The sequence below is a fragment of the Rhodococcus sp. MTM3W5.2 genome, assembly GCF_001984015.1.
GTDB lineage: Bacteria > Actinomycetota > Actinomycetes > Mycobacteriales > Mycobacteriaceae > Rhodococcus_G > Rhodococcus_G oryzae.
The window spans coordinates 4,527,786-4,545,119 of sequence record NZ_CP019572.1 but is presented as its reverse complement, the minus strand read 5'-3'; the positions used below and the strand labels follow the sequence as shown (position 1 = coordinate 4,545,119).

Here is a 17,334-nt window from a genome sequence, read left to right as displayed (position 1 = left end):
GCGGTACGGTCGGCGGTTACCTGGCCGCGCCGAGCGCGGTCAGCGGGTCGACCTTGACGATGCGTGTCAGGGCCGCCGCGGCGCCGAGCATGCCCAGTGCGATCAGCGCGAAGAACGGGACGAGAGTGCCGGTCACAGTGAGGGTGAACGGGACCGCGGCCGCGGCCACCGAGCCGAGCCCGATGGCGGCGAGGGTGCCGAGGCCCGCGCCGAGGGTGAGCACGATCAGCCCCTGGCCGAGTGCGTCGACGAGCAGGTACCAGGTGGAGGCGCCGACGGCCTTGAGGACCGCCAGGTCCTGACCGCGCTGGATGGTCCAGATGGTGAAGAAGGCACCGACGACCAACGCGCTGATCGCCAGCAGCATCCCCTGCATCAGCAGCAGCGAGCCGCGCTCGGAGGAGTATGCGCCGATCGCGTTGAGCGCGCCCTTCTCGTCGGTGATGGCGGTGCCGGTGAGGGACTCGGCGGCCGCCGCGTCGAAGTCGGAGGAGGTGCGCAGCGCGATCGTCGTGCCCTCGCTGTCGCCCGCGGTCGGCAGCAGGCGCCAGTCCGCGAGGTCGAGCCACACCACCGACTGGTGGCTGTAGTACGAGTCGTCGACGAGCGTGCCGATCGTGAGCGGGTGCCCGGCGATGTCGACGGTGGTGCCGACGGCCCAGCCGTTGTCGTCCGCGAGCTTCCGGTCGACCGCGATCTCGCCGGTGTGCAGCTGGGCAGGCGCGGCGAAGGAATCGCCCGCGACGCCGAAGCCGCTGGCGCTGACATCGCGACCGTCAGCGGTGATCCGCACCGGCGCGATGCCGAGGATCGAGGCCTCGTCCACGCCGGGGGTGGAGGCGAGCTGTGCCCGCTGGGCCTCGGTGACCTGGGAGTCGGTGAACGCGACCTTCTGACCCTCGGCGGGCTCGCCGAACGCGAACCGATCGGCGCCCACGCTCTGGATCGCCGCGATCGACTGGTTCCCGAGCCCGGCAGTGAGGCCGGAGAGCATCACGACCATCAGCGAGATGAGGAAGAGGACCGCGCTCATCAGAGCGAAGCGGCCCTTGGCGAATCGGAGGTCACGAATACTGAGGAACATGGCTTCCAGCCTCGCGAAAGGGGCCCGGTCCGGCATCGCGCAACGGATGGGTACCCGGGTCAATCGAAAGTTGGACATCGCCGATCGAGGCCGGTCAGAGCCCCGGGGTGGTGTTAGCGTGGATGAAATGCTGCTGCCCGAATACCGCCACGCCCGCGGCACGACGCCTGTGCTGCGCATCATGCAGTTCGGCGCGCACGGGCTGTTCCTCGTCCTGCTGGCCGTCGGAACCGCAAGGGCGGCCGTCGATGAGCCGGATCCGCTGCCCGCATTCGTGCTGGCCGCGGCGGTACTGGTCTGGTATCTGCTCGGGGTGTGGTTCGCCCGTCGCGCCGCCGAGGCAACGGGCCGCGACTGGTATGGACCGCTGTGGCTGGGGGTCCTGGTGCTCGGCTGGCTCGGGCTGTCCGTGCTCGGTGCCGGCTTCGTGTGGGTGGCGTTCCCGCTGTTCTTCCTGTGCTTCCATCTGCTCTCGACCAGGGTGGCGCTGGCGGCGACGGTCGCGATCACCGCTGTTGTCATCGCCGCCTCGCTCTGGCACGGAACCAGCAACACCGTTGCGTCCTTCCTCGGTCCGATCTTCGGGGCGACCGCCGCCGCGGGGATGGCGCTGATCTACCAGCAGTTGCTGCGCGACACCCAGCAACGTCAGCGCCTGTTGGACGAGCTGACCCGATCTCACGACGAATTGCTCAGCGCGCAGGGCGAATTGAATGCGCTGCAACGCGAGGCGGGCGCGGTGGCCGAGCGAGCGCGGCTGGCGAGGGATATCCATGACACCCTCGCGCAGGGCTTCTCGTCCATCGTGCTGTTGGCGCGCGCGGGGGAGCGCGGCGATGACCCGAAGGCGGTCCTGGCGCAGATCGCGGAGACCGCCCAGGACAACCTCGGCGAGGCTCGCAGGGTGGTCGGGGCGCTGACGCCGTCGGCGCTCGAGGACGCCTCGCTGGAGTCCGCGCTCGGCCGCCAGTTGACGCAGCTGGGTACGCACACCGGGATCGTCGGCCTGCTACATGTCGAGGGGGATCCGTTGCCGCTGCCGATGGACTTCGATGTGGCGTTGTTGCGGGTGGCCCAGAGTGCGCTGGCCAACGTCCGGCTGCATTCGCTGGCCGAGAACGTCCGGGTGACACTGAGCTACGATCAGGACGAGGTGCGTCTCGATGTCGTGGACGACGGGGTGGGGTTCGATCCCGCTTCCGTGGTCGATCCGGCCTCGTTCGGACTGCGCGCGATGCGCGACCGGCTCGAGACGCTGGGCGGCTCGCTGGTCGTCGAATCGGCGCCGGGCGACGGAACTGCCCTGGCGGCAACCCTTCCCGTCTCGGGGCACAGTCGTGACCGGCCCGCGGCTGCGGCTGTTGCTGGTCGACGATCATCCGGTGGTCCGGGCGGGGTTGCGGGCCCTGCTGTCCTCGCACGAGGGCCTGGACGTGGTGGCGGAGGCGGCCTCGGGCGAGCAGGCGCTCGAATTGGTCGAGACGACCCGACCGGACGTGGTGCTGATGGACCTGCGGCTCGGCGCGGGCATGGACGGCGCGCAGTCCACCGAGGCGATCATGGCCCGACCCGATCCGCCGCGGGTGGTGGTGCTCACCACCTATGACACCGACGCCGACATCCTGCGCGCGGTCGAGGCCGGTGCGGCCGGGTACCTGCTCAAGGACAGCGATCCGCAGGTGCTGCTGGACGCGGTGTGGGCCGCGTCCAGGGGCGAGACGGTACTCAATCCGGATGTGGCGCAACGGTTATACCGGCGGATTCGCGAGCCCCGGGTCGACCTGAGCGCCCGCGAGACGGAGATCGTCCGGCTGGTGGCGGACGGGCTGTCGAACCGGGCCATCGCCAAGCAACTGTTCGTCACCGAGGCGACCGTGAAGTCACATCTGGTGCATGTGTTCTCGAAGCTCGGCGTGGACAGCAGGACGGCCGCCGTTGCCGCGGCGCGCGAGCGCGGCCTGCTGCGCTGAGGCCGTGCGCCGAGCCCGGGTGGTCAGCAGCGGAGTCTAACGTCCAGTACCCGGGCGCCGGGGCCCGCGGTGGCGAGCCGGTCGTGCGGGTTGGCGAGCGCGCAGCTGTTCATGGACAGGCAACCGCAGCCGATGCAGCCGGTGAGGTTGTCCCGGAGTCGGGTCAACTGCTCGATGCGCCGGTCCAGGTCGGCGTGCCAGCTCGTCGAGAGCCGTTCCCAGTCGGCCCGGGTCGGGGTCCGTCCCTCGGGCAGGGTGTCGAGCGCCTCCCGGATCTCCGCGAGCGGGATGCCGACCTGCTGGGAGATCCGGATGAAGGCCACCCGGCGCAGGGTGTCGCGTGCATAGCGGCGCTGGTTCCCGCTGGTTCGCCGACTCTCGATGAGCCCCTCGCGCTCGTAGAAGTGCAACGCGGACACCGCCACCCCGCTGCGTTCGGACAGCTGCCCTGGGGTGAGTTGCTTGGCCTTCCAGTCCGGCATCTCCACCGGCGCCTCCCCTCGTCGACCTCGACCATAGTTGAGGGAATCGGGTCGGCCCGTGAATCGAAGCCCTCGCGGCGCGGCCCGGCGCGCACTACCGTCTAGCCATGGAGCGCAGCGTCGTGGGAAACGAGGGGCCGTCCGTACTGGGGGCCAACTCCGAGGTGGGCACCCTGCGCACCGTGCTGCTGCACCGCCCCGGCGACGAGCTCAAGCGGCTGACCCCGCGCAACAACGACCAACTGCTGTTCGACGGGTTGCCCTGGGTGGACCGGGCGCAGGAGGAACACGACGCGTTCGCCGCGCTGCTGCGCTCGCGTGGGGTCGAGGTGCTGCTGTTGTCCGAGGTGCTCACCGAGACCCTGACCGTGAGCGGGGCGGCCCGCATGCAGGGCATCTCGGCGGCCGTCGACCCCCGCAGGCTCGGGCACCCGCTCGCCCAGGAGCTCGCCGCGCACCTGCGGACCGTCGAGCCCGCGGCCCTGGCCACCATCCTGACCGCGGGCATGACATTCGACGAGCTCCCGCTCGGGCCCGGTGGCGCATCGCTGGTGCGGCGGATGCACCACGGTGGCGACTTCGTGATCGAGCCGCTGCCGAACCTGCTGTTCACCAGGGACTCCTCCTTCTGGATCGGGGATCGGGTCGCTATCACCGCGCTGGCCCTGCCTGCCCGGGTGCGCGAGGCCTCGCTGACCGACCTGATCTACGCGCACCACCCCCGCTTCCTCGGGGTGCGGCGGGCCTACGAGTCGCACACCGCGCCGGTCGAGGGCGGCGACGTGTTGTTGCTCGCGCCGGGTGTGGTGGCCGTCGGGGTGGGGGAGCGGACCACCCCGGCCGGGGCGGAGGCGTTGGCGCGCAGCGTTTTCGAGGACGGCCTCGCGCACTCGGTGCTGGTGGTCCCGATCGCCCAGTCGCGAGCGTCGATGCACCTGGACACGGTGTGCACGATGGTCGACGTCGACGCCGTTGTGATGTATCCCGCCATTCAGGACAGTCTGTCCGCGTTCACCATTCACCGTGAGGACGTGGGGGTGAGCATTCGAGGGGCCGAACCGTTCCTTAAGGCGGCGGCCGACGCGATGGGCATCGGCAAGCTCCGGGTGATCGACACCGGGCTCGACAACGTCACCGCCGAACGCGAGCAGTGGGACGACGGCAACAACACTCTCGCCCTGGAGCCGGGGGTGGTCGTCGCCTACGAGCGGAACGTCGTGACGAACTCGCGACTGGAGGCATCGGGGATCGAGGTGCTGCGCATCTCCGGGTCTGAGCTCGGCTCGGGCCGGGGCGGCCCGCGGTGCATGTCCTGCCCGGTGTCGCGCGATCTGCTCTGACCGCCAAAGGTCCGATGCGGCAGGCGAAACCGTCGCCGCCGCACCCCTTCTGTGACTCGCGTCACCAATGCGGGATTCGTCGTGTGATTGCCCCGTTTGTGGCTACCTTCTCGCTTGGACAATTGTCCAACTTGGACGAAGTGTGGAAGGAAGTTATGCGCAAGCTGGTTTCGATGTCGATCGCATCCGTGGCGGTTGCGGGAGGCGTTCTCGCGGGCGCGGGCGTCGCCTTTGCTGGCACCCCGGTGATCACCCACGACGGGGGGTTCCAGGTGGGTTCCGCCGGGCTCGCGCCGGGCACCTACGAGTCGACGGGGCCGACCACGCTCGGTGCACCGTGCACCTGGACGCGGCTCTCGCTCACGAACGGGCAGCCGACGGTCATCGAGTACATGCAGACCAACGGCCCGTCGGCGGTCACGCTGCAGGCCACCGACAGCACCTTCGTCACCTACAACTGCGGCGTCTGGACGCCGGAGGAGGTCGTGGTGCCCGAGACCCCGGTCGTGACGGAGCCGGAGCCGGTGGAGGCCGAGGAGGAGGACGCGTCGGGCTCGCTCGACTTCGGGTCGATGGACCTGGGATCGGTCGATTTCCTCGGTTCGGCGGGATCGTAGGGATTCAGAAGTGAACGCAGCACGGCCCCGTCGGCGTGAGCCGGCGGGGCCGTGTTCGGATCGGCGTGGCTACAGGATCGTGGAGACCCGCTCGGCAGGCCTGGCGAGCACGGTGCCCTTGGCCGTCACCACGATGGGCCGCTCGATGAGGATCGGGTTCTCCACCATGGCCTCGAGCAATTCGTCCTCGCTCGCCTCGGCCAGGCCGAGTTCCTTGTAGAGCGCTTCCTTCTTGCGGATCGCCTCGCTCGGCTTGAGCCCGGCGTCGTCAAGGAGCTTCCGCAGTCCGTCTCGCGAGGGCGGTGTCTCCAGGTACTTGACGATGGTCGGCTCGATGCCGGCCTCCTCGATCAGCTTCAGAACGGTGCGCGAGGTGCTGCAGCGCTGGTTGTGGTAAATAGTCGCGTCGGCCATGAGGTCATTGTCCCGGAACCGTTCACCGGCTTTCCAGTGACCGGCGCATCCGGGTGGAGTCGGCGGCGATGGTTCGGGTGGCCAGGTAGATGAACACGGCCGTGAGGACCAACATCAGCGGGATCAGGTACATCGCCGAGTTCAGCCCCTGGCCCGAATACTGTGCCAGCGTGCCGGTGCCCGCCGCGTCGAGGGCCCGCTGAGCGAACCAGTCGGAGATGGCGCCGACCACGACCGGGCCCGAGAATCCACCGAGCAGGTACATGGCCGCGAAGAACAGTGCGGTCGCGGTGGCGCGCAGTCGCGGGACCACCACGTCGTGGATCGCGGGGTAGACGCTGATGTAGAAGCCGTAGGCGAGCAGCCAGCCTGCGGCGAAGAGCGCGGTGAAGGCCACGACGCTCCCGCCGTTCTGCATCAGCGCGAGGGCGGTCAGCGGCGCGGCCACCGCGCAGCTGACGACGCCGATGGTGAGCCGCGCGTTCGGTGACGTGGTCGCCGCGCGGTCCGCCAGTCGCGCGCCCGCCAGCAGGCCGATCAGCCCGGTCAAGCCGACGATGATCCCGGTGACCGCGGCGGCAGGCGTCAGCTTCAGTTCGTACTGGCGCATCAGCAGCGGAACCACGAACGAGTTCACCGCGTACGCGGCGAAGTTGAAGGTCAAGCCCGCGAGGATCAGCCAACGCAGGGTCGGGATCGAAAGCAGTCGGCGGATCGGCCGGGTGATCGCGGCGTCGTCCGTGAGCACGGCGCCTGCCGCGGTGTGCTCCGAGCCGCCGCGTTCGGGGTCGCGCATCCGGAACATGACAAGGGCGAGCAGCACACCGGGCACGGCCGCAACGAAGAACGGCGCCCGCCAGGAACCGAAGGCCTCCGTGATCTTGCCGACGGTGAAGTACGCCAGCATGAGTCCGACCGGGAGTCCGAGCATGAAGACGCCGAGCGCCCGTGAGCGTCGCTCCGCCGGATACATGTCGCCGATCATCGAATTCGCGGCCGGGGTGAAGCTGGCCTCGCCGACGCCGACGCCGAGTCGGGCCAGGATGAAGAGCACATAGTTGCCCGCGGCGCCGGTCGCCGCGGTCAGTCCGCTCCACAGCAGCAGCCCGGCGCCGATGATCTTCGGCCGGTTGCCGCGGTCCGCGAGTCGGCCGAGCGGCAGTCCCGCCACCGCGTACACCAACGTGAACGCCGACATGATGAGGCCGAGTTGCAGGTCGCTGAGCGAGAACTCGGCCTTGATGGGTTCGGCGACCACCGACGGGATCGCGCGGTCGAAGAAGTTGACAAGATTCGCCAGGAACAGGGCGATCAGCGCCCCGCTGACGACCTTGGTCGTGGCGGCAGGCAGCGCCGATGGCGCAACCGTTGGTTCGTGCACGGACATGGGGCCTCGCTGGTTCGGTGAGGATGGGGACGGAAGGCGCACTGCCGCAGGCGGTGCGGTGGGATGGGGTGCGGCGCTCAGCGCAGCTCGCCGGCGACGTGTGCGCCGATCGCCTGCATGCCGAGCACCGTCGGGTGCAGCGGCACCGAGGGCTCCGCCGGGACCAGGCCCGCATAGTGGGCCTGGGTGGGGCCCGCGCAGATGTCGTGGCCGGAGGTGGCCTGCCTGATGTCGATGAATCGGATGTCGCGCCGGGCCGCCTCGGCCGCCATCGCCTCGTTCGCGTCTGCCATCACGCTCTGCAGGTAGTCGGCGTCCTGCGGCCAGATCGGCTGCTGCGCAGGGCATCCGCCCGGGCGGAGGTAGGTTCCGTACCCGACCACCGCGATCTCGGCGTGGGGTGCGCGTTCGCGGATCTTGTCGAGCATCGCCCCCCAGGTCGGGGCCCAGTCGCGGATCAGGTCCCGCTGCTGGTTGCGCCCACCCGCGGTGAACTTGTCGCGGCAGGACGTGCCGGTCGGCTGCGGCAGCGGGTTGGTGCAGCTGAGGGCAGTGCTGAAGAGGTTGAAGTCGTTCGCTCCGATGGTGACCGTGACGAGGTCGGTGTCGGGACTGAGCGCATCGAGCTGCGGGGGCACGGCGCCGGCGAACGTGCCCTGCCGCGTGTCGGTGATGTGCGCCGTCCTTGCGGACGAGCAGGTGACGTCGGTGAGGGTGGCGCCGAGGGCCGCGGCGACCACCGCGGGGTAGTTGTCCCGCGACCGCAGGCATCCGGGTGCGCTCATGTCCTGGTCGGGGAGCAACGGCCCGGCGGCGGCGGAGTCGCCGAGCGCGACGTAGTCGATCGCGCCGGGTTGCAGCGGCGCAGCGCCGGCGTTGCCCGCGGCCGCAGCCGCCAACAGACACAGTGTGGCGGCGGCCGTGGCTCCCGACCGGGTGGCGCGACGGATCATGTTGGTCACCGAGACTCCTTCTCTCATAGCCCGCCCCCGTGTGATGCGCCCTTTGTGCATCTGAGAGTGGCGTGGATTACATAGTGATCGGAAAACTGCTGGTCGTGGTTGTAGATTGCGATCAACTATTCGGAGGTTTTTGTGTCTGGAATCAAAAATGACCCGGACGGGCCCATCACGATCGGCGGTCGGTCGCTGGCGGACCAGCTGGCCCAGCGGACGCACGCCCTGGTCGCGGAGACGGTGCACGCGGTGCGGACCGATGTGCCCTTCTACCGGTCGCTACCCGAGGAAGCCATCCGCATCGACGTCACCGCCATCGTGCGCCGGAACCTGGAACTGTTCATCGCGATGCTGAGGACCGCAGGTGAGCCGACCCCGGGGAGGTGGCGGAGCTGCGTGATTCCGCCGGCCGCCGTGCGGAGGAGCTGGTACCGCTCGCCGAGGTGCTGCACGCCTACCACCTCGGGATCCAGCACTGGTGGGCGGCGATCGCGGAGCTGGCCACCGACGGGGACGGCCCGGCCCTGGCGCGGGCCGGCCGGCAGCTGCACACCTACCTGCTGGCCGCCACGTCCGCGGTGGTGGCCGGATACGGGTCGGACCATGCGCCGGCGGGGGAGGACGACGCCGCCAGGCGCGCCCTGCTGATGGCGTTGTCCGCGGGAACCGACCCGGCCGGGACCGCGGATCGGGTCGGTCTGACGCTCGCCCGGCTCTACTGGATCGTCGCGATACACGTCGATCCGCACCCCGACGAATCCGCGGCAGAGGTGGACACAGCGGTGGCCGAGCGGCGCAAGGTGCGGCGGCTGCAGCGTGAGCTCGACAACGTCGGCCGGGACAAGGCGCTGTGCGCGGTGACCAGCAGCGGCGGGACGGCGCTGATCCCCATCGTCGATTCCGATCCAGCCGAGGACAACTGGGAGGACAGCGCCCAGTATGCGCAGCTGCGGCGCAATCTGCTCGATCTCGAACGGGCGATCGGCGCCGCGGTCGTCGTCGCGGTCTCCGCCGCGGCGCCGTCCCGGGTGCCAGGCGCGTTGCAGGAGGCCCGCGAGGTGCTCGAGGTGGCACGGTGTCACGGGCACGGGAGCGGGCTCTTCCGGCTGCGGGACGTCCCTGTCGAGTATCAGCTGACCCGGCCGAGCGCAGCGCACGCGGTGCTGGCGAATCTGTTGTCCCCTTTGGATACCCACGAGCCGATCCTGCGCACCCTCGAGGCATTCGTGGACGCCGGCTACGACCGGGCGGCCGCGGCCGTTGCCCTGCATGTCCATCCGAACACGGTGCTCTACCGGCTTCGCAAGCTCGCGACGCTGACCGGGCTGGACGTGTCGTCGCCGCGGGATCTGGTCCGCGTCACCGCGGCGCTCGCGGCGAGGCGCTCTGGCTCCGGGCGGACCTGAACGGCAGTCGTTGTCGCATTCGGCGGCGCGACCGGCCGCCGGTGCGTTTGTATGTCGGCATGGACCTGCAGACGATCTCCGACCGCATCGAGATTCAGGATCTGTTCACCCGCTATGCGCACGCGGTGGACAGCAAGGACTGGGATCTCTATCGCACCGTGTTCATCCCGGACGCGCACATCGACTACTCCACCGCCGGCGGGCCGGTCGGTGACCTGGAGTTCGTCGTCGCGCAGCTGGCGACGATGCTCGACCTGTTCGCGCAGACGCAGCATTTCGTCTCGAACATCGACGTGGAACTCGACGGTGACCGGGCCCGGGTCCGGGCCATGTTCTTCAATCCGATGATCGTCAAGAAGGACAGGCAGTTCTTCTGCGGCGGCTGGTACAACCACGAGCTCGTCCGCACGCCCGAGGGCTGGCGCAGCCGCAGCCTGGTCGAGGAGTCGGCGTGGTTCGACGGTGTCGCGGAGGCGTTCGCGGACTGACCGCGGCGTCGCGGGGTTAGCGTTGATCATGCGCATCGACATCGACCCACACTCGTCCACGGCGCCGTACGAGCAGCTGCGGCTGCAGATACTCGATCGCGTCCGGCGCGGCGAGCTGATCGCGGGCACCAAGCTGCCGACGGTGCGGGCCCTCGCCGAGGAGCTGGGGCTGGCCGCGAACACCGTGGCCCGGGCGTATCGAGAGCTCGAACAGCTCGGAGCGATCGAGACGAGGGGGCGGCTGGGGTCCTTCGTGGCCGCGATCGGCGACGCCTCGATGGCCGCCGCGCAGCGCGCCGCCACCGACTACGTCGCAACCGTCCGCGGACTCGGCCTCGGCGACGAGACCGCCGAGCGGTTGTTCAAGGCGGCGCTGCGCGGGCCTGAACGATCCGCGCGATCGGCAGATTGGTTGACGCTTCAACCATGGTGTGTCAGAGTTGGTGGTGTTCCCGTCCGTCGCGCCGCACACCGAAAAGGACCCCATCATGAAATCCGCCGCATTCCGCGACCTCGCCATCCTCATCGCCCGGGTCGGCATCGGCGTCATCTTCGTCGCCCACGGCTGGCAGAAGTTCTTCACCATGGGGATCGACAAGACGCAGGTCGCGTTCGAGGGCATGGGCGCGCCCATGCCGGACCTCTCCGCGATCGTGGCCGCGACCATCGAGCTGGTGGGTGGCTTCGCCCTCATTGCGGGCATCGCCACCCCGATCGCCGGGATCCTGTTGTTCCTCAACATGGTCGGGGCGTTCGTCATCGTGCATTACGACAAGGGCATCTTCGTCGGCGAAGGCGGATACGAGCTGGTGCTGGCGCTCGGAGTGGGATCGCTGCTGCTCGCCGCGACCGGCGCAGGACGGTTCAGCGTCGACGGGATCCTCGGCCGCAAATCGTCGGTACGGTCGAAGGCGTAGCGGTACGGAGCCGCTCGGGTAGGTCGCCGTTCCGCGCCTGTCGCGCTTGCTTTTGCCGGACAGGGCAAGCAACGTAGGAGCACATGGCGTCGAATTCCGATCTATCCGAGCAGGATTCCGACCGCACCGACGACGAGATCATCGGTCATGTCTTGACGCGCACGACCGGTGTCCGGACCGACCATGTGGTATTCGGGGTCACGGCCGCGATCGTCGCTGCGATCGTGGTCTGGGGCCTGGTCGGTCCGGACAGCCTCGACTCCGTCACCGGCACCGTGCTCGATTGGCTGGTCACCAACCTGGGCTGGCTGTTCATTCTCGCCGCCACCGGATTCGTGTTGTTCGCCCTGTGGCTGGCGCTGAGCAAGTACGGCCGGATTCCGCTCGGGAAGGACGGCGAGAAGCCGGAGTTCAACACCGTCAGCTGGATCGCCATGATGTTCAGTGCGGGAATGGGCATCGGGCTCATGTACTTCGGTGTCGCCGAGCCGCTCGCACATTTCGTGAACCCGCCGCCGGGGACCGACGGGGGCGTCGGCACCGCGATGGCGACCACGATGTTCCACTGGAGCCTGCATCCGTGGTCCACCTACGCGGTGGTGGGGTTGGCGCTGGCTTACGGCACCTACCGACGTGGCCGCAAGCAACTCTTCAGCTCCGCGTTCGTCGCGCTGCTCGGGCGTCGCGCGGAGGGCCCGATCGGCAAGGTGATCGACATCCTGGCCATCTTCGCGACCATGTTCGGAACCGCCGCGTCCCTCGGGTTGGGCGCGCTGCAGATCGGCTCGGGCTTCGAGGTCGCGGGCTGGTTGGACGAAGCGGGCACGCTACTGCTGGTCGCCATCGTCGCAGTGCTGACGCTGGTGTTCGTCGCGTCCGCGGTCTCAGGGGTGGCCAAGGGTATCCAGTGGTTGTCGAACATCAACATGGTGCTGGCGCTGGTGCTCGCGCTGTTCGTGTTCGTGCTCGGGCCGACGGTACTGATCCTCAACCTGATCCCAACCGCACTCGGCGCCTATGCCGCCGAGATCGCGGAGATGTCCGCCCGCACAGCGGCATCGAGCAATCCGGAAACCGCCGAGTGGCTGTCCTCGTGGACGATCTTCTACTGGGCGTGGTGGATCTCGTGGACCCCGTTCGTCGGCATGTTCCTGGCCCGCATCAGCCGCGGCCGCACCATCCGCGAGTTCGTGATCGGCGTGATCCTGGTCCCCAGTCTCGTGAGCCTGTTCTGGTTCTCGGTGTTCGGCGGCGCGGCCATCGGCGAGCAGCGCAGCGGCATCGACCTGGCGGGGCGCGGTAGCTCCGAATCCCAACTCTTCGGCATGCTGGACAATCTCCCGCTGGCCGGCATCTCGACCGTCCTGGTGATGCTCCTGGTCTCGATCTTCTTCGTCTCCGGCGCGGACGCCGCGTCGATGGTGATGGGCACGCTCTCGCAGCGCGGCACCCTCGACCCCAGCCGCTGGGTCGTGATCTTCTGGGGTCTGGCCACCGGCGGGGTCGCGGCGTTGCTGCTGTGGACGGGCGGCGAGGACGCGCTGCACGGTCTGCAGACGATGACGATCATCGCGGCTGCGCCGTTCGTCCTGGTGATGATCGGCCTGTGCGTCTCGCTCTACCGGGACCTGTGTCACGACCCGATGATCCTGGAGGCGAAGAGGGAGCGGCGGCGGACGCCGCGCCCCCGACGCGGGCCGAGTAGGTCGGTCGGTAACGGTTCCTCGGCCTGATGGGACGGAAGCCCGTGAGCAGCACGGGTTTCCGTCCCAACAGCGTGCTCAGTGGCTCAAGCCGGCCCTGAGTTCGTGCTTGCGGGCCTTGCCAGTCGCCGTCTTGGGCAACTCGTCGACGACGATCACTCGCTTGGGCACCTGGAAGCCCGCCAGGTGCTGCCTGGCGTGGGCGATCACCTGGGCTTCGAGGTCGCCGGGTGCGACGGTGGCGTCGACGGCGACGACCACCGCGCACACCGCCTCGCCCCAGCGCTCGTCCGGCAGACCGACGACGGAGCACTCCTGGACCCCGGCGCCGCCGAGACGACACGCTCGACATCCACGGACGAGACGTTCTCGCCACCGCTCTTGATGATGTCCTTGAGTCGATCGGTGAACCAGACGACCCCGTCCTCGTCGAGATGGCCGACGTCGCCGCTGTGGAACCAACCGTGCGCGAAGGACGCCCGATTGGCGTCGGCGTTGTTCCAGTAGCCGCTGCTGACATGCGGTCCCCGATAGACGATCTCGCCGTTCTCGCCCGCGGGCAGCAGCGTGCCGTCGCTGTCCATGATCTGCACCTCGACGGTCGGGACCGGCGGGCCCCACGAGTTCGCCTTGGTGTGTCGGTGCTCCGGCCACTGCAACACGGTCGCCGGCACCACCTCGGTCTGACCGGACCCGAGGATCACCGCCGCGTTCGGGAACGCCTCGTCGACCTGGTCCAGGAGTGCGTCGGGCATGGGGGCCATCGCGTAGATGCACAGCTTGACCGAGGAGACGTCCCGCGCCGCGGCGGCCTGTGTGCCCACCAGCGCGCGGTACATGATCGGCAGGAACATCACATGCGTCGCCCTGTGCGCCTCGATGGCGTCGAGGACCGCGCCCGGGTCGAACGGTCCGGGCAGCACGACCGTGCCGCCGATCATCAGGGTCGGCAGGACCAGCGTGTTCAGGCCCGTGGTGTGGAACATCGGCAACACGTTGACCAGGGTTGCGTGCTCGCCACCCCAGGACGCGCCCTGCATCAGCGCGTTGGTCAGGCCCGCAACGAAGACCGCGGTGTGGCTGACCAGAACGCCCTTGGGGCGGGATGTGGTGCCGGAGGTGTACAGGCACTGCACAACGTCGCGGTCCTCGACGAGCACCTCGAGCGGACCGGCCGACTCGCGGAATGCGAGACCATCCCAGTTACTTTCGAGCGACCTGCAAGCAGTCGCTAGCGGCCCGGTCGGTACCCCGCCGGTCGACTCGGCGACCTCGGCGCCGACGAGGATCACGGACTTCACCTCGGTCAGCCCGGGCAGGATCTTCTCGAGCAGCGGGGCGAAGGCGGCATCGGCGACGACGGTGGTGGTGCCGGAGTCGTTCAGGATCCATGCGATGTCCTCGGGCGCGAGCACGACGTTCACCGGCATCGCCACCAGGCCCGCCTTGGCGCAGGCGAAGTAGGTCGCCACGAACTGCCACGAATTGCCCATCAGCATCGCGACCGGTTGCTGGTGGGACAGCCCCGACTCGAGGAGCGAGCGCCCGACGGACTCCGCGGCGGCGTCGAGTTCGCGGTAGGTGACCGAACGGCCGCGGTCCGCGATCGCGGTGCGGGAGCCGAACATTCGGGCCGACCGGGTGAGGGCGTCGCCCAGCGAGGTGCGGGTGGCCAGATTGACCTCGAGCGCGGTCAGACCGGACAGATCGGGTTGCATACGTGGCCTCCACTGGACGTCGAAAGGACGCGCCACCCGAACGGCTGGGCGCCCACGAGGTTGGTGACTGGGGTCACATTCGGCCCCTTGGGAGGCGACTGTAGGCGCGAACGGAAAAACAATCAAGCATGCTTGATTGAATTGAATGGAGGCTGCCCGAAGTCCGGGGTCAGCGCCAGCTCGGCAGCCACAGCTGCTGCTGCCAGGCCTCCGGCGTGATCGGGATCGCGGTGAGGACCGGCCAGAGCCAGATGAAGTTCGCGATCACCAGGCCGAGGTAGAGGCAGACCGCGAGCAGGCCGGTGCCGCGTCGTTCCGCGGAGGCTCGGGCCCGGCCGATGATCTCGCCCAGCGCCAGCGCCAGTCCCATCACGAGGAACGGGGCAAGGGCGACGGCGTAGAAGAAGTACATCTGTCGGTCCATGGTGACGAACCACGGCAGCAGTCCGGCGCCGTAGCCGGTGAGCACGGCCGCGTAGCGCCAGTCCTTCGATACAACCGTGCGCCACAGTGCCCAGGCGATCATCGGCAGCGCCAGCCACCAGATCGCCGGGGTGCCGATCAGCATGACCGCCTTGACGCAGCTCGATGCGCCGCACCCGGAGATCTGCTCGCCGTCGGCGAAGTAGTACAGCATCGGGCGTAGCCCCATCGGCCACGACCACGGCTTGGACTCCCACGGGTGATGGTTGCCCGCGGAATTGGTGAGCCCGGAATGGAATTCGAGCACGTTTCCGCTGTAGTACCAGAGCGAGCGCAGCGCGTCCGGGACGAACGCGAAGTGCCCGCCGAGGCCCACCTTGGTGCCGACGGCGTTCCGGTCGACGCCGGTCTCCGAGGCGAACCACGGCCAGTAGCTCGCCAGGTACACCAGCAGCGGGATCACCACCAGCGCGTAGAGCGCGGGCCCCACGTCGCGCAGCCCGGCGCCGATCCACGGTCGGCGGACGCCGTAGGCGCGCCGGGCGGCAACGTCGAACGCGACGCTCAGGAGACCGAAGAAGACGATGAAGTACACGCCCGACCATTTGGTGCCGCACGCCAGCCCGAGCAGCACGCCCGCGCCGAATCGCCACCAGCGCACGCCGAGGCGCGGCCCGTAGGGGGAGTCGTGGATCCGGCCCTCGACCCACACCAGGGCCATCCGTTCGCGTACCTGGTCCCTGTCGACCACGAGGCAGCCGAACGCCGCGACCACGAACACGGCCATGAAGATGTCCAGCATCCCTATCCGCGAGGACACGAACGTGACGCCGTCGGCGATGATCAGCAGCCCGGCGATCGCCCCGACGAGGGTGGAGCGGGCCATCCGGCGGACGATCCGCACCACCAGCAGCACCAGGATGGTGCCTGCGACCGCGGATGCGAACCGCCAGCCCCAGCCGTTGTAGCCGAAGATCGCCTCGCCGACGGCGATCAACTGCTTGCCGATCGGGGGGTGCACCACGAGGCCGTAGCCGGGGTTGTCCTCGAGCCAGCCGCCGGTGAGCACCTGCCAGCCCTGGGGCGCATAGTGCTTCTCGTCGAACACCGGGGTGCCCGCGTCGGTGGGGTAGCCGAGCATGACGAAGCGGGTGATCGCCGCCAGCGTGGTGAGGAAGATGGTGACCACCCAGCCGCGCAGCCGGTCGGTGGGGCCGGGATCGAGGGCCGGCGCCGTCGGCGCCGGGCTGACGATCAAGGTGTCGACTGCGGGCGTCGCGCGCTCGTCGGTCAACTGGGTCACGTGGTCGATCGTAGGCTGTGGGATATGAACGGTCGTCTTGTCCTAGCCGCGACACCGATGGGTGAGGTCCGTGACGCCTCCGAACGCCTCAAGGAGGCCCTCGCCACCGCGGACGTCGTCGCGGCGGAGGACACCCGCCGCACCAAGCATCTGGCGTCCGCGCTCGGGGTGGTGATCACCGGCAAGGTGGTCAGTTTCTACGACCAGGTGGAGACGACCCGGCTGCCGGCGTTGGTCGCCGATGTCTCCGAGGGCAAGACGGTGCTGCTGGTGACCGACGCGGGGATGCCGTCGGTCAGCGATCCCGGCTACCGGTTGGTGGCGGCGTGTGTAGAGAAGGACCTGCCGGTGACCTGCCTGCCGGGGCCGTCGGCCGTGACGACCGCCCTGGCGCTGTCCGGGCTGCCGGTCGAGCGCTTCTGCTTCGACGGGTTCCCGCCGCGCAAGCAGGGCCAGCGCCGAACCTGGCTGGAGTCGCTTCGCACCGAGCAGCGGGCGTGCGTGTTCTTCGAGGCGCCGCACCGGCTGGCCGCGTGCCTCGCCGACGCGGTCGAGGTGCTCGGCGGGGACCGCCGCGCGGCGGTGTGCCGGGAGCTGACCAAGACCTATGAAGAGGTGCGCCGCGGCACCCTGGCCGAGCTGGCCGAGTGGGCGATCGAGGGGGCGCGCGGGGAGATCACCGTCGTGCTGGAGGCCGCGCGTCTGGTCGCCGCGGAGCCCGAGGATCTGGTCGGGGAGGTGGAGCGGCTCGTGGAGGGCGGGGCGCGGCTCAAGGACGCGTGCGCGATGGTGGCGACCGCCGGGGTGTCCAAGCGTGAGGTCTACGAGGCGGTGCTGGCGGCACGACAGGACTGAGTGTGTCCGGGCAGCGCCGGAGCGTCAGTTCGGCGGTGCGCCCATCAGCATGATGAGGCCGACCGCGGCGGCGAGGACGAGTGCTGCGGCGAGGGTCGGTGGAACCGTGGACGCGATCTTGGCGGCGATTCTGCTCATGGTCACTCCGTCGTGTGTGGTCGGCCACGTGCACACCGGCGGGAACAACCCCCCTCGGGCTGAACAGTTCCCGCCGGTGTGGCGCGGTGATGCAGGGCCCCCGTGCGTCGAGATCAACTCTGGCCGGTGGTCG

General features: G+C 69.2%; 16 protein-coding genes and 2 pseudogenes. 10 read left to right on the top strand and 8 right to left on the bottom strand.

The features are described from left to right. Positions 1-16 precede the first annotated feature (16 nt). Positions 17-1,084, bottom strand: a complete 1,068-nt coding sequence (locus BTZ20_RS20535; protein ID WP_077043865.1) for an ABC transporter permease — start codon at positions 1,082-1,084, stop codon at positions 17-19. On the opposite strand from BTZ20_RS20535, the pseudogene BTZ20_RS20530 reads away from it, so the two are divergent. Next, positions 1,011-2,348 (top strand): annotated as a pseudogene (locus tag BTZ20_RS20530) (histidine kinase); the annotation flags it as partial. The gene BTZ20_RS20535 and the pseudogene BTZ20_RS20530 sit on opposite strands and share 74 nt — an antisense overlap. 88 nt (positions 2,349-2,436) lie before the next feature. Further along, entirely contained in the window at positions 2,437-3,054 is a 618-nt protein-coding gene (locus BTZ20_RS20525; protein ID WP_037176391.1) for a response regulator, read from the top strand. A gap of 23 nt (positions 3,055-3,077) precedes the next feature. Here the strand turns inward: BTZ20_RS20525 and soxR are convergent, their stop codons facing one another. After that, on the bottom strand, positions 3,078-3,542 hold the full coding sequence (gene soxR / locus BTZ20_RS20520; protein WP_077042627.1) for a redox-sensitive transcriptional activator SoxR: 465 nt from the start codon (positions 3,540-3,542) through the stop codon (positions 3,078-3,080). 101 nt (positions 3,543-3,643) lie between these two features. Here soxR and BTZ20_RS20515 point away from each other — a divergent pair, with 101 nt between their 5' ends. Together BTZ20_RS20515 and BTZ20_RS20510 are read left to right on the top strand one after the other, a co-directional pair. After that, positions 3,644-4,876, top strand: a complete 1,233-nt coding sequence (locus BTZ20_RS20515) for an arginine deiminase (RefSeq protein ID WP_077042626.1) — start codon at positions 3,644-3,646, stop codon at positions 4,874-4,876. Between the two features lie 173 nt (positions 4,877-5,049). Next, the gene (locus BTZ20_RS20510; RefSeq protein ID WP_145982374.1) at positions 5,050-5,493 is read left to right on the top strand and encodes a hypothetical protein; all 444 of its coding nucleotides are present in this window, start codon (positions 5,050-5,052) and stop codon (positions 5,491-5,493) included. 69 nt (positions 5,494-5,562) lie between these two features. Here the strand turns inward: BTZ20_RS20510 and arsC are convergent, their stop codons facing one another. From arsC to BTZ20_RS20495, 3 genes are all read right to left on the bottom strand, one after another. Then, positions 5,563-5,907, bottom strand: a complete 345-nt coding sequence (gene arsC / locus BTZ20_RS20505; RefSeq protein WP_077042624.1) for an arsenate reductase (glutaredoxin) — start codon at positions 5,905-5,907, stop codon at positions 5,563-5,565. A gap of 22 nt (positions 5,908-5,929) precedes the next feature. Further along, positions 5,930-7,294, bottom strand: coding sequence for a spinster family MFS transporter (locus BTZ20_RS20500; RefSeq protein ID WP_077042623.1), 1,365 nt, complete (start codon positions 7,292-7,294; stop codon positions 5,930-5,932). 77 nt (positions 7,295-7,371) lie between these two features. Next, on the bottom strand, positions 7,372-8,247 hold the full coding sequence (locus tag BTZ20_RS20495; RefSeq protein ID WP_083742975.1) for an SGNH/GDSL hydrolase family protein: 876 nt from the start codon (positions 8,245-8,247) through the stop codon (positions 7,372-7,374). Between the two features lie 386 nt (positions 8,248-8,633). On the opposite strand from BTZ20_RS20495, the gene BTZ20_RS20490 reads away from it, so the two are divergent. From BTZ20_RS20490 to BTZ20_RS20470, 5 genes and pseudogenes are all read left to right on the top strand, one after another. After that, on the top strand, positions 8,634-9,656 hold the full coding sequence (locus BTZ20_RS20490; protein WP_223263442.1) for a PucR family transcriptional regulator: 1,023 nt from the start codon (positions 8,634-8,636) through the stop codon (positions 9,654-9,656). Positions 9,657-9,715: 59 nt separating this feature from the next. Continuing rightward, the gene (locus BTZ20_RS20485; protein WP_077042622.1) at positions 9,716-10,144 is read left to right on the top strand and encodes a nuclear transport factor 2 family protein; all 429 of its coding nucleotides are present in this window, start codon (positions 9,716-9,718) and stop codon (positions 10,142-10,144) included. Between the two features lie 28 nt (positions 10,145-10,172). Next, positions 10,173-10,526, top strand: a pseudogene (locus tag BTZ20_RS20480) (GntR family transcriptional regulator); the annotation flags it as partial. A 106-nt stretch (positions 10,527-10,632) separates the two neighbouring features. Then, positions 10,633-11,061, top strand: a complete 429-nt coding sequence (locus tag BTZ20_RS20475) for a DoxX family protein (RefSeq protein WP_077043863.1) — start codon at positions 10,633-10,635, stop codon at positions 11,059-11,061. Between the two features lie 83 nt (positions 11,062-11,144). Further along, positions 11,145-12,794 (top strand): BCCT family transporter, encoded by a 1,650-nt coding sequence (locus BTZ20_RS20470; protein WP_077042621.1) that lies wholly within the window; start codon positions 11,145-11,147, stop codon positions 12,792-12,794. 48 nt (positions 12,795-12,842) lie between these two features. Here the strand turns inward: BTZ20_RS20470 and BTZ20_RS28495 are convergent, their stop codons facing one another. The 3 genes from BTZ20_RS28495 to BTZ20_RS20460 all read right to left on the bottom strand — a co-directional run bounded on the left by BTZ20_RS28495 (position 12,843) and on the right by BTZ20_RS20460 (position 16,208). Further along, positions 12,843-13,034 carry an AMP-binding enzyme gene (locus tag BTZ20_RS28495; RefSeq protein WP_262982501.1) on the bottom strand — a complete coding sequence of 64 codons (192 nt, stop codon included), beginning with the start codon at positions 13,032-13,034 and terminating at the stop codon, positions 12,843-12,845. After that, the gene (locus BTZ20_RS20465; RefSeq protein WP_223263441.1) at positions 12,971-14,482 is read right to left on the bottom strand and encodes a class I adenylate-forming enzyme family protein; all 1,512 of its coding nucleotides are present in this window, start codon (positions 14,480-14,482) and stop codon (positions 12,971-12,973) included. The genes BTZ20_RS28495 and BTZ20_RS20465 overlap by 64 nt, the downstream gene beginning before the upstream one ends. A 169-nt stretch (positions 14,483-14,651) precedes the next feature. Further along, positions 14,652-16,208, bottom strand: a complete 1,557-nt coding sequence (locus tag BTZ20_RS20460; protein WP_145982373.1) for a dolichyl-phosphate-mannose--protein mannosyltransferase — start codon at positions 16,206-16,208, stop codon at positions 14,652-14,654. 24 nt (positions 16,209-16,232) lie between these two features. Between BTZ20_RS20460 and rsmI the strand changes: the two genes are divergently transcribed. Further along, positions 16,233-17,063, top strand: a complete 831-nt coding sequence (gene rsmI, locus BTZ20_RS20455; protein ID WP_077042620.1) for a 16S rRNA (cytidine(1402)-2'-O)-methyltransferase — start codon at positions 16,233-16,235, stop codon at positions 17,061-17,063. Positions 17,064-17,334: the final 271 nt, after the last annotated feature.

Bases quoted from the DNA above. Each gene is read 5' to 3' on its own strand.
- BTZ20_RS20535 (WP_077043865.1), bottom strand. From the start codon at position 1,084: ATGTTCCTCAGTATTCGTGACCTCCGATTCGCCAAGGGCCGCTTCGCT.
- BTZ20_RS20515 (WP_077042626.1), top strand. From the start codon at position 3,644: ATGGAGCGCAGCGTCGTGGGAAACGAGGGGCCGTCCGTACTGGGGGCC.
- BTZ20_RS20510 (WP_145982374.1), top strand. From the start codon at position 5,050: ATGTCGATCGCATCCGTGGCGGTTGCGGGAGGCGTTCTCGCGGGCGCG.
- arsC (WP_077042624.1), bottom strand. From the start codon at position 5,907: ATGGCCGACGCGACTATTTACCACAACCAGCGCTGCAGCACCTCGCGC.
- BTZ20_RS20500 (WP_077042623.1), bottom strand. From the start codon at position 7,294: ATGTCCGTGCACGAACCAACGGTTGCGCCATCGGCGCTGCCTGCCGCC.
- BTZ20_RS20495 (WP_083742975.1), bottom strand. From the start codon at position 8,247: ATGATCCGTCGCGCCACCCGGTCGGGAGCCACGGCCGCCGCCACACTG.
- BTZ20_RS20485 (WP_077042622.1), top strand. From the start codon at position 9,716: ATGGACCTGCAGACGATCTCCGACCGCATCGAGATTCAGGATCTGTTC.
- BTZ20_RS20475 (WP_077043863.1), top strand. From the start codon at position 10,633: ATGAAATCCGCCGCATTCCGCGACCTCGCCATCCTCATCGCCCGGGTC.
- BTZ20_RS20470 (WP_077042621.1), top strand. From the start codon at position 11,145: ATGGCGTCGAATTCCGATCTATCCGAGCAGGATTCCGACCGCACCGAC.
- BTZ20_RS20465 (WP_223263441.1), bottom strand. From the start codon at position 14,482: ATGCAACCCGATCTGTCCGGTCTGACCGCGCTCGAGGTCAATCTGGCC.
- rsmI (WP_077042620.1), top strand. From the start codon at position 16,233: ATGAACGGTCGTCTTGTCCTAGCCGCGACACCGATGGGTGAGGTCCGT.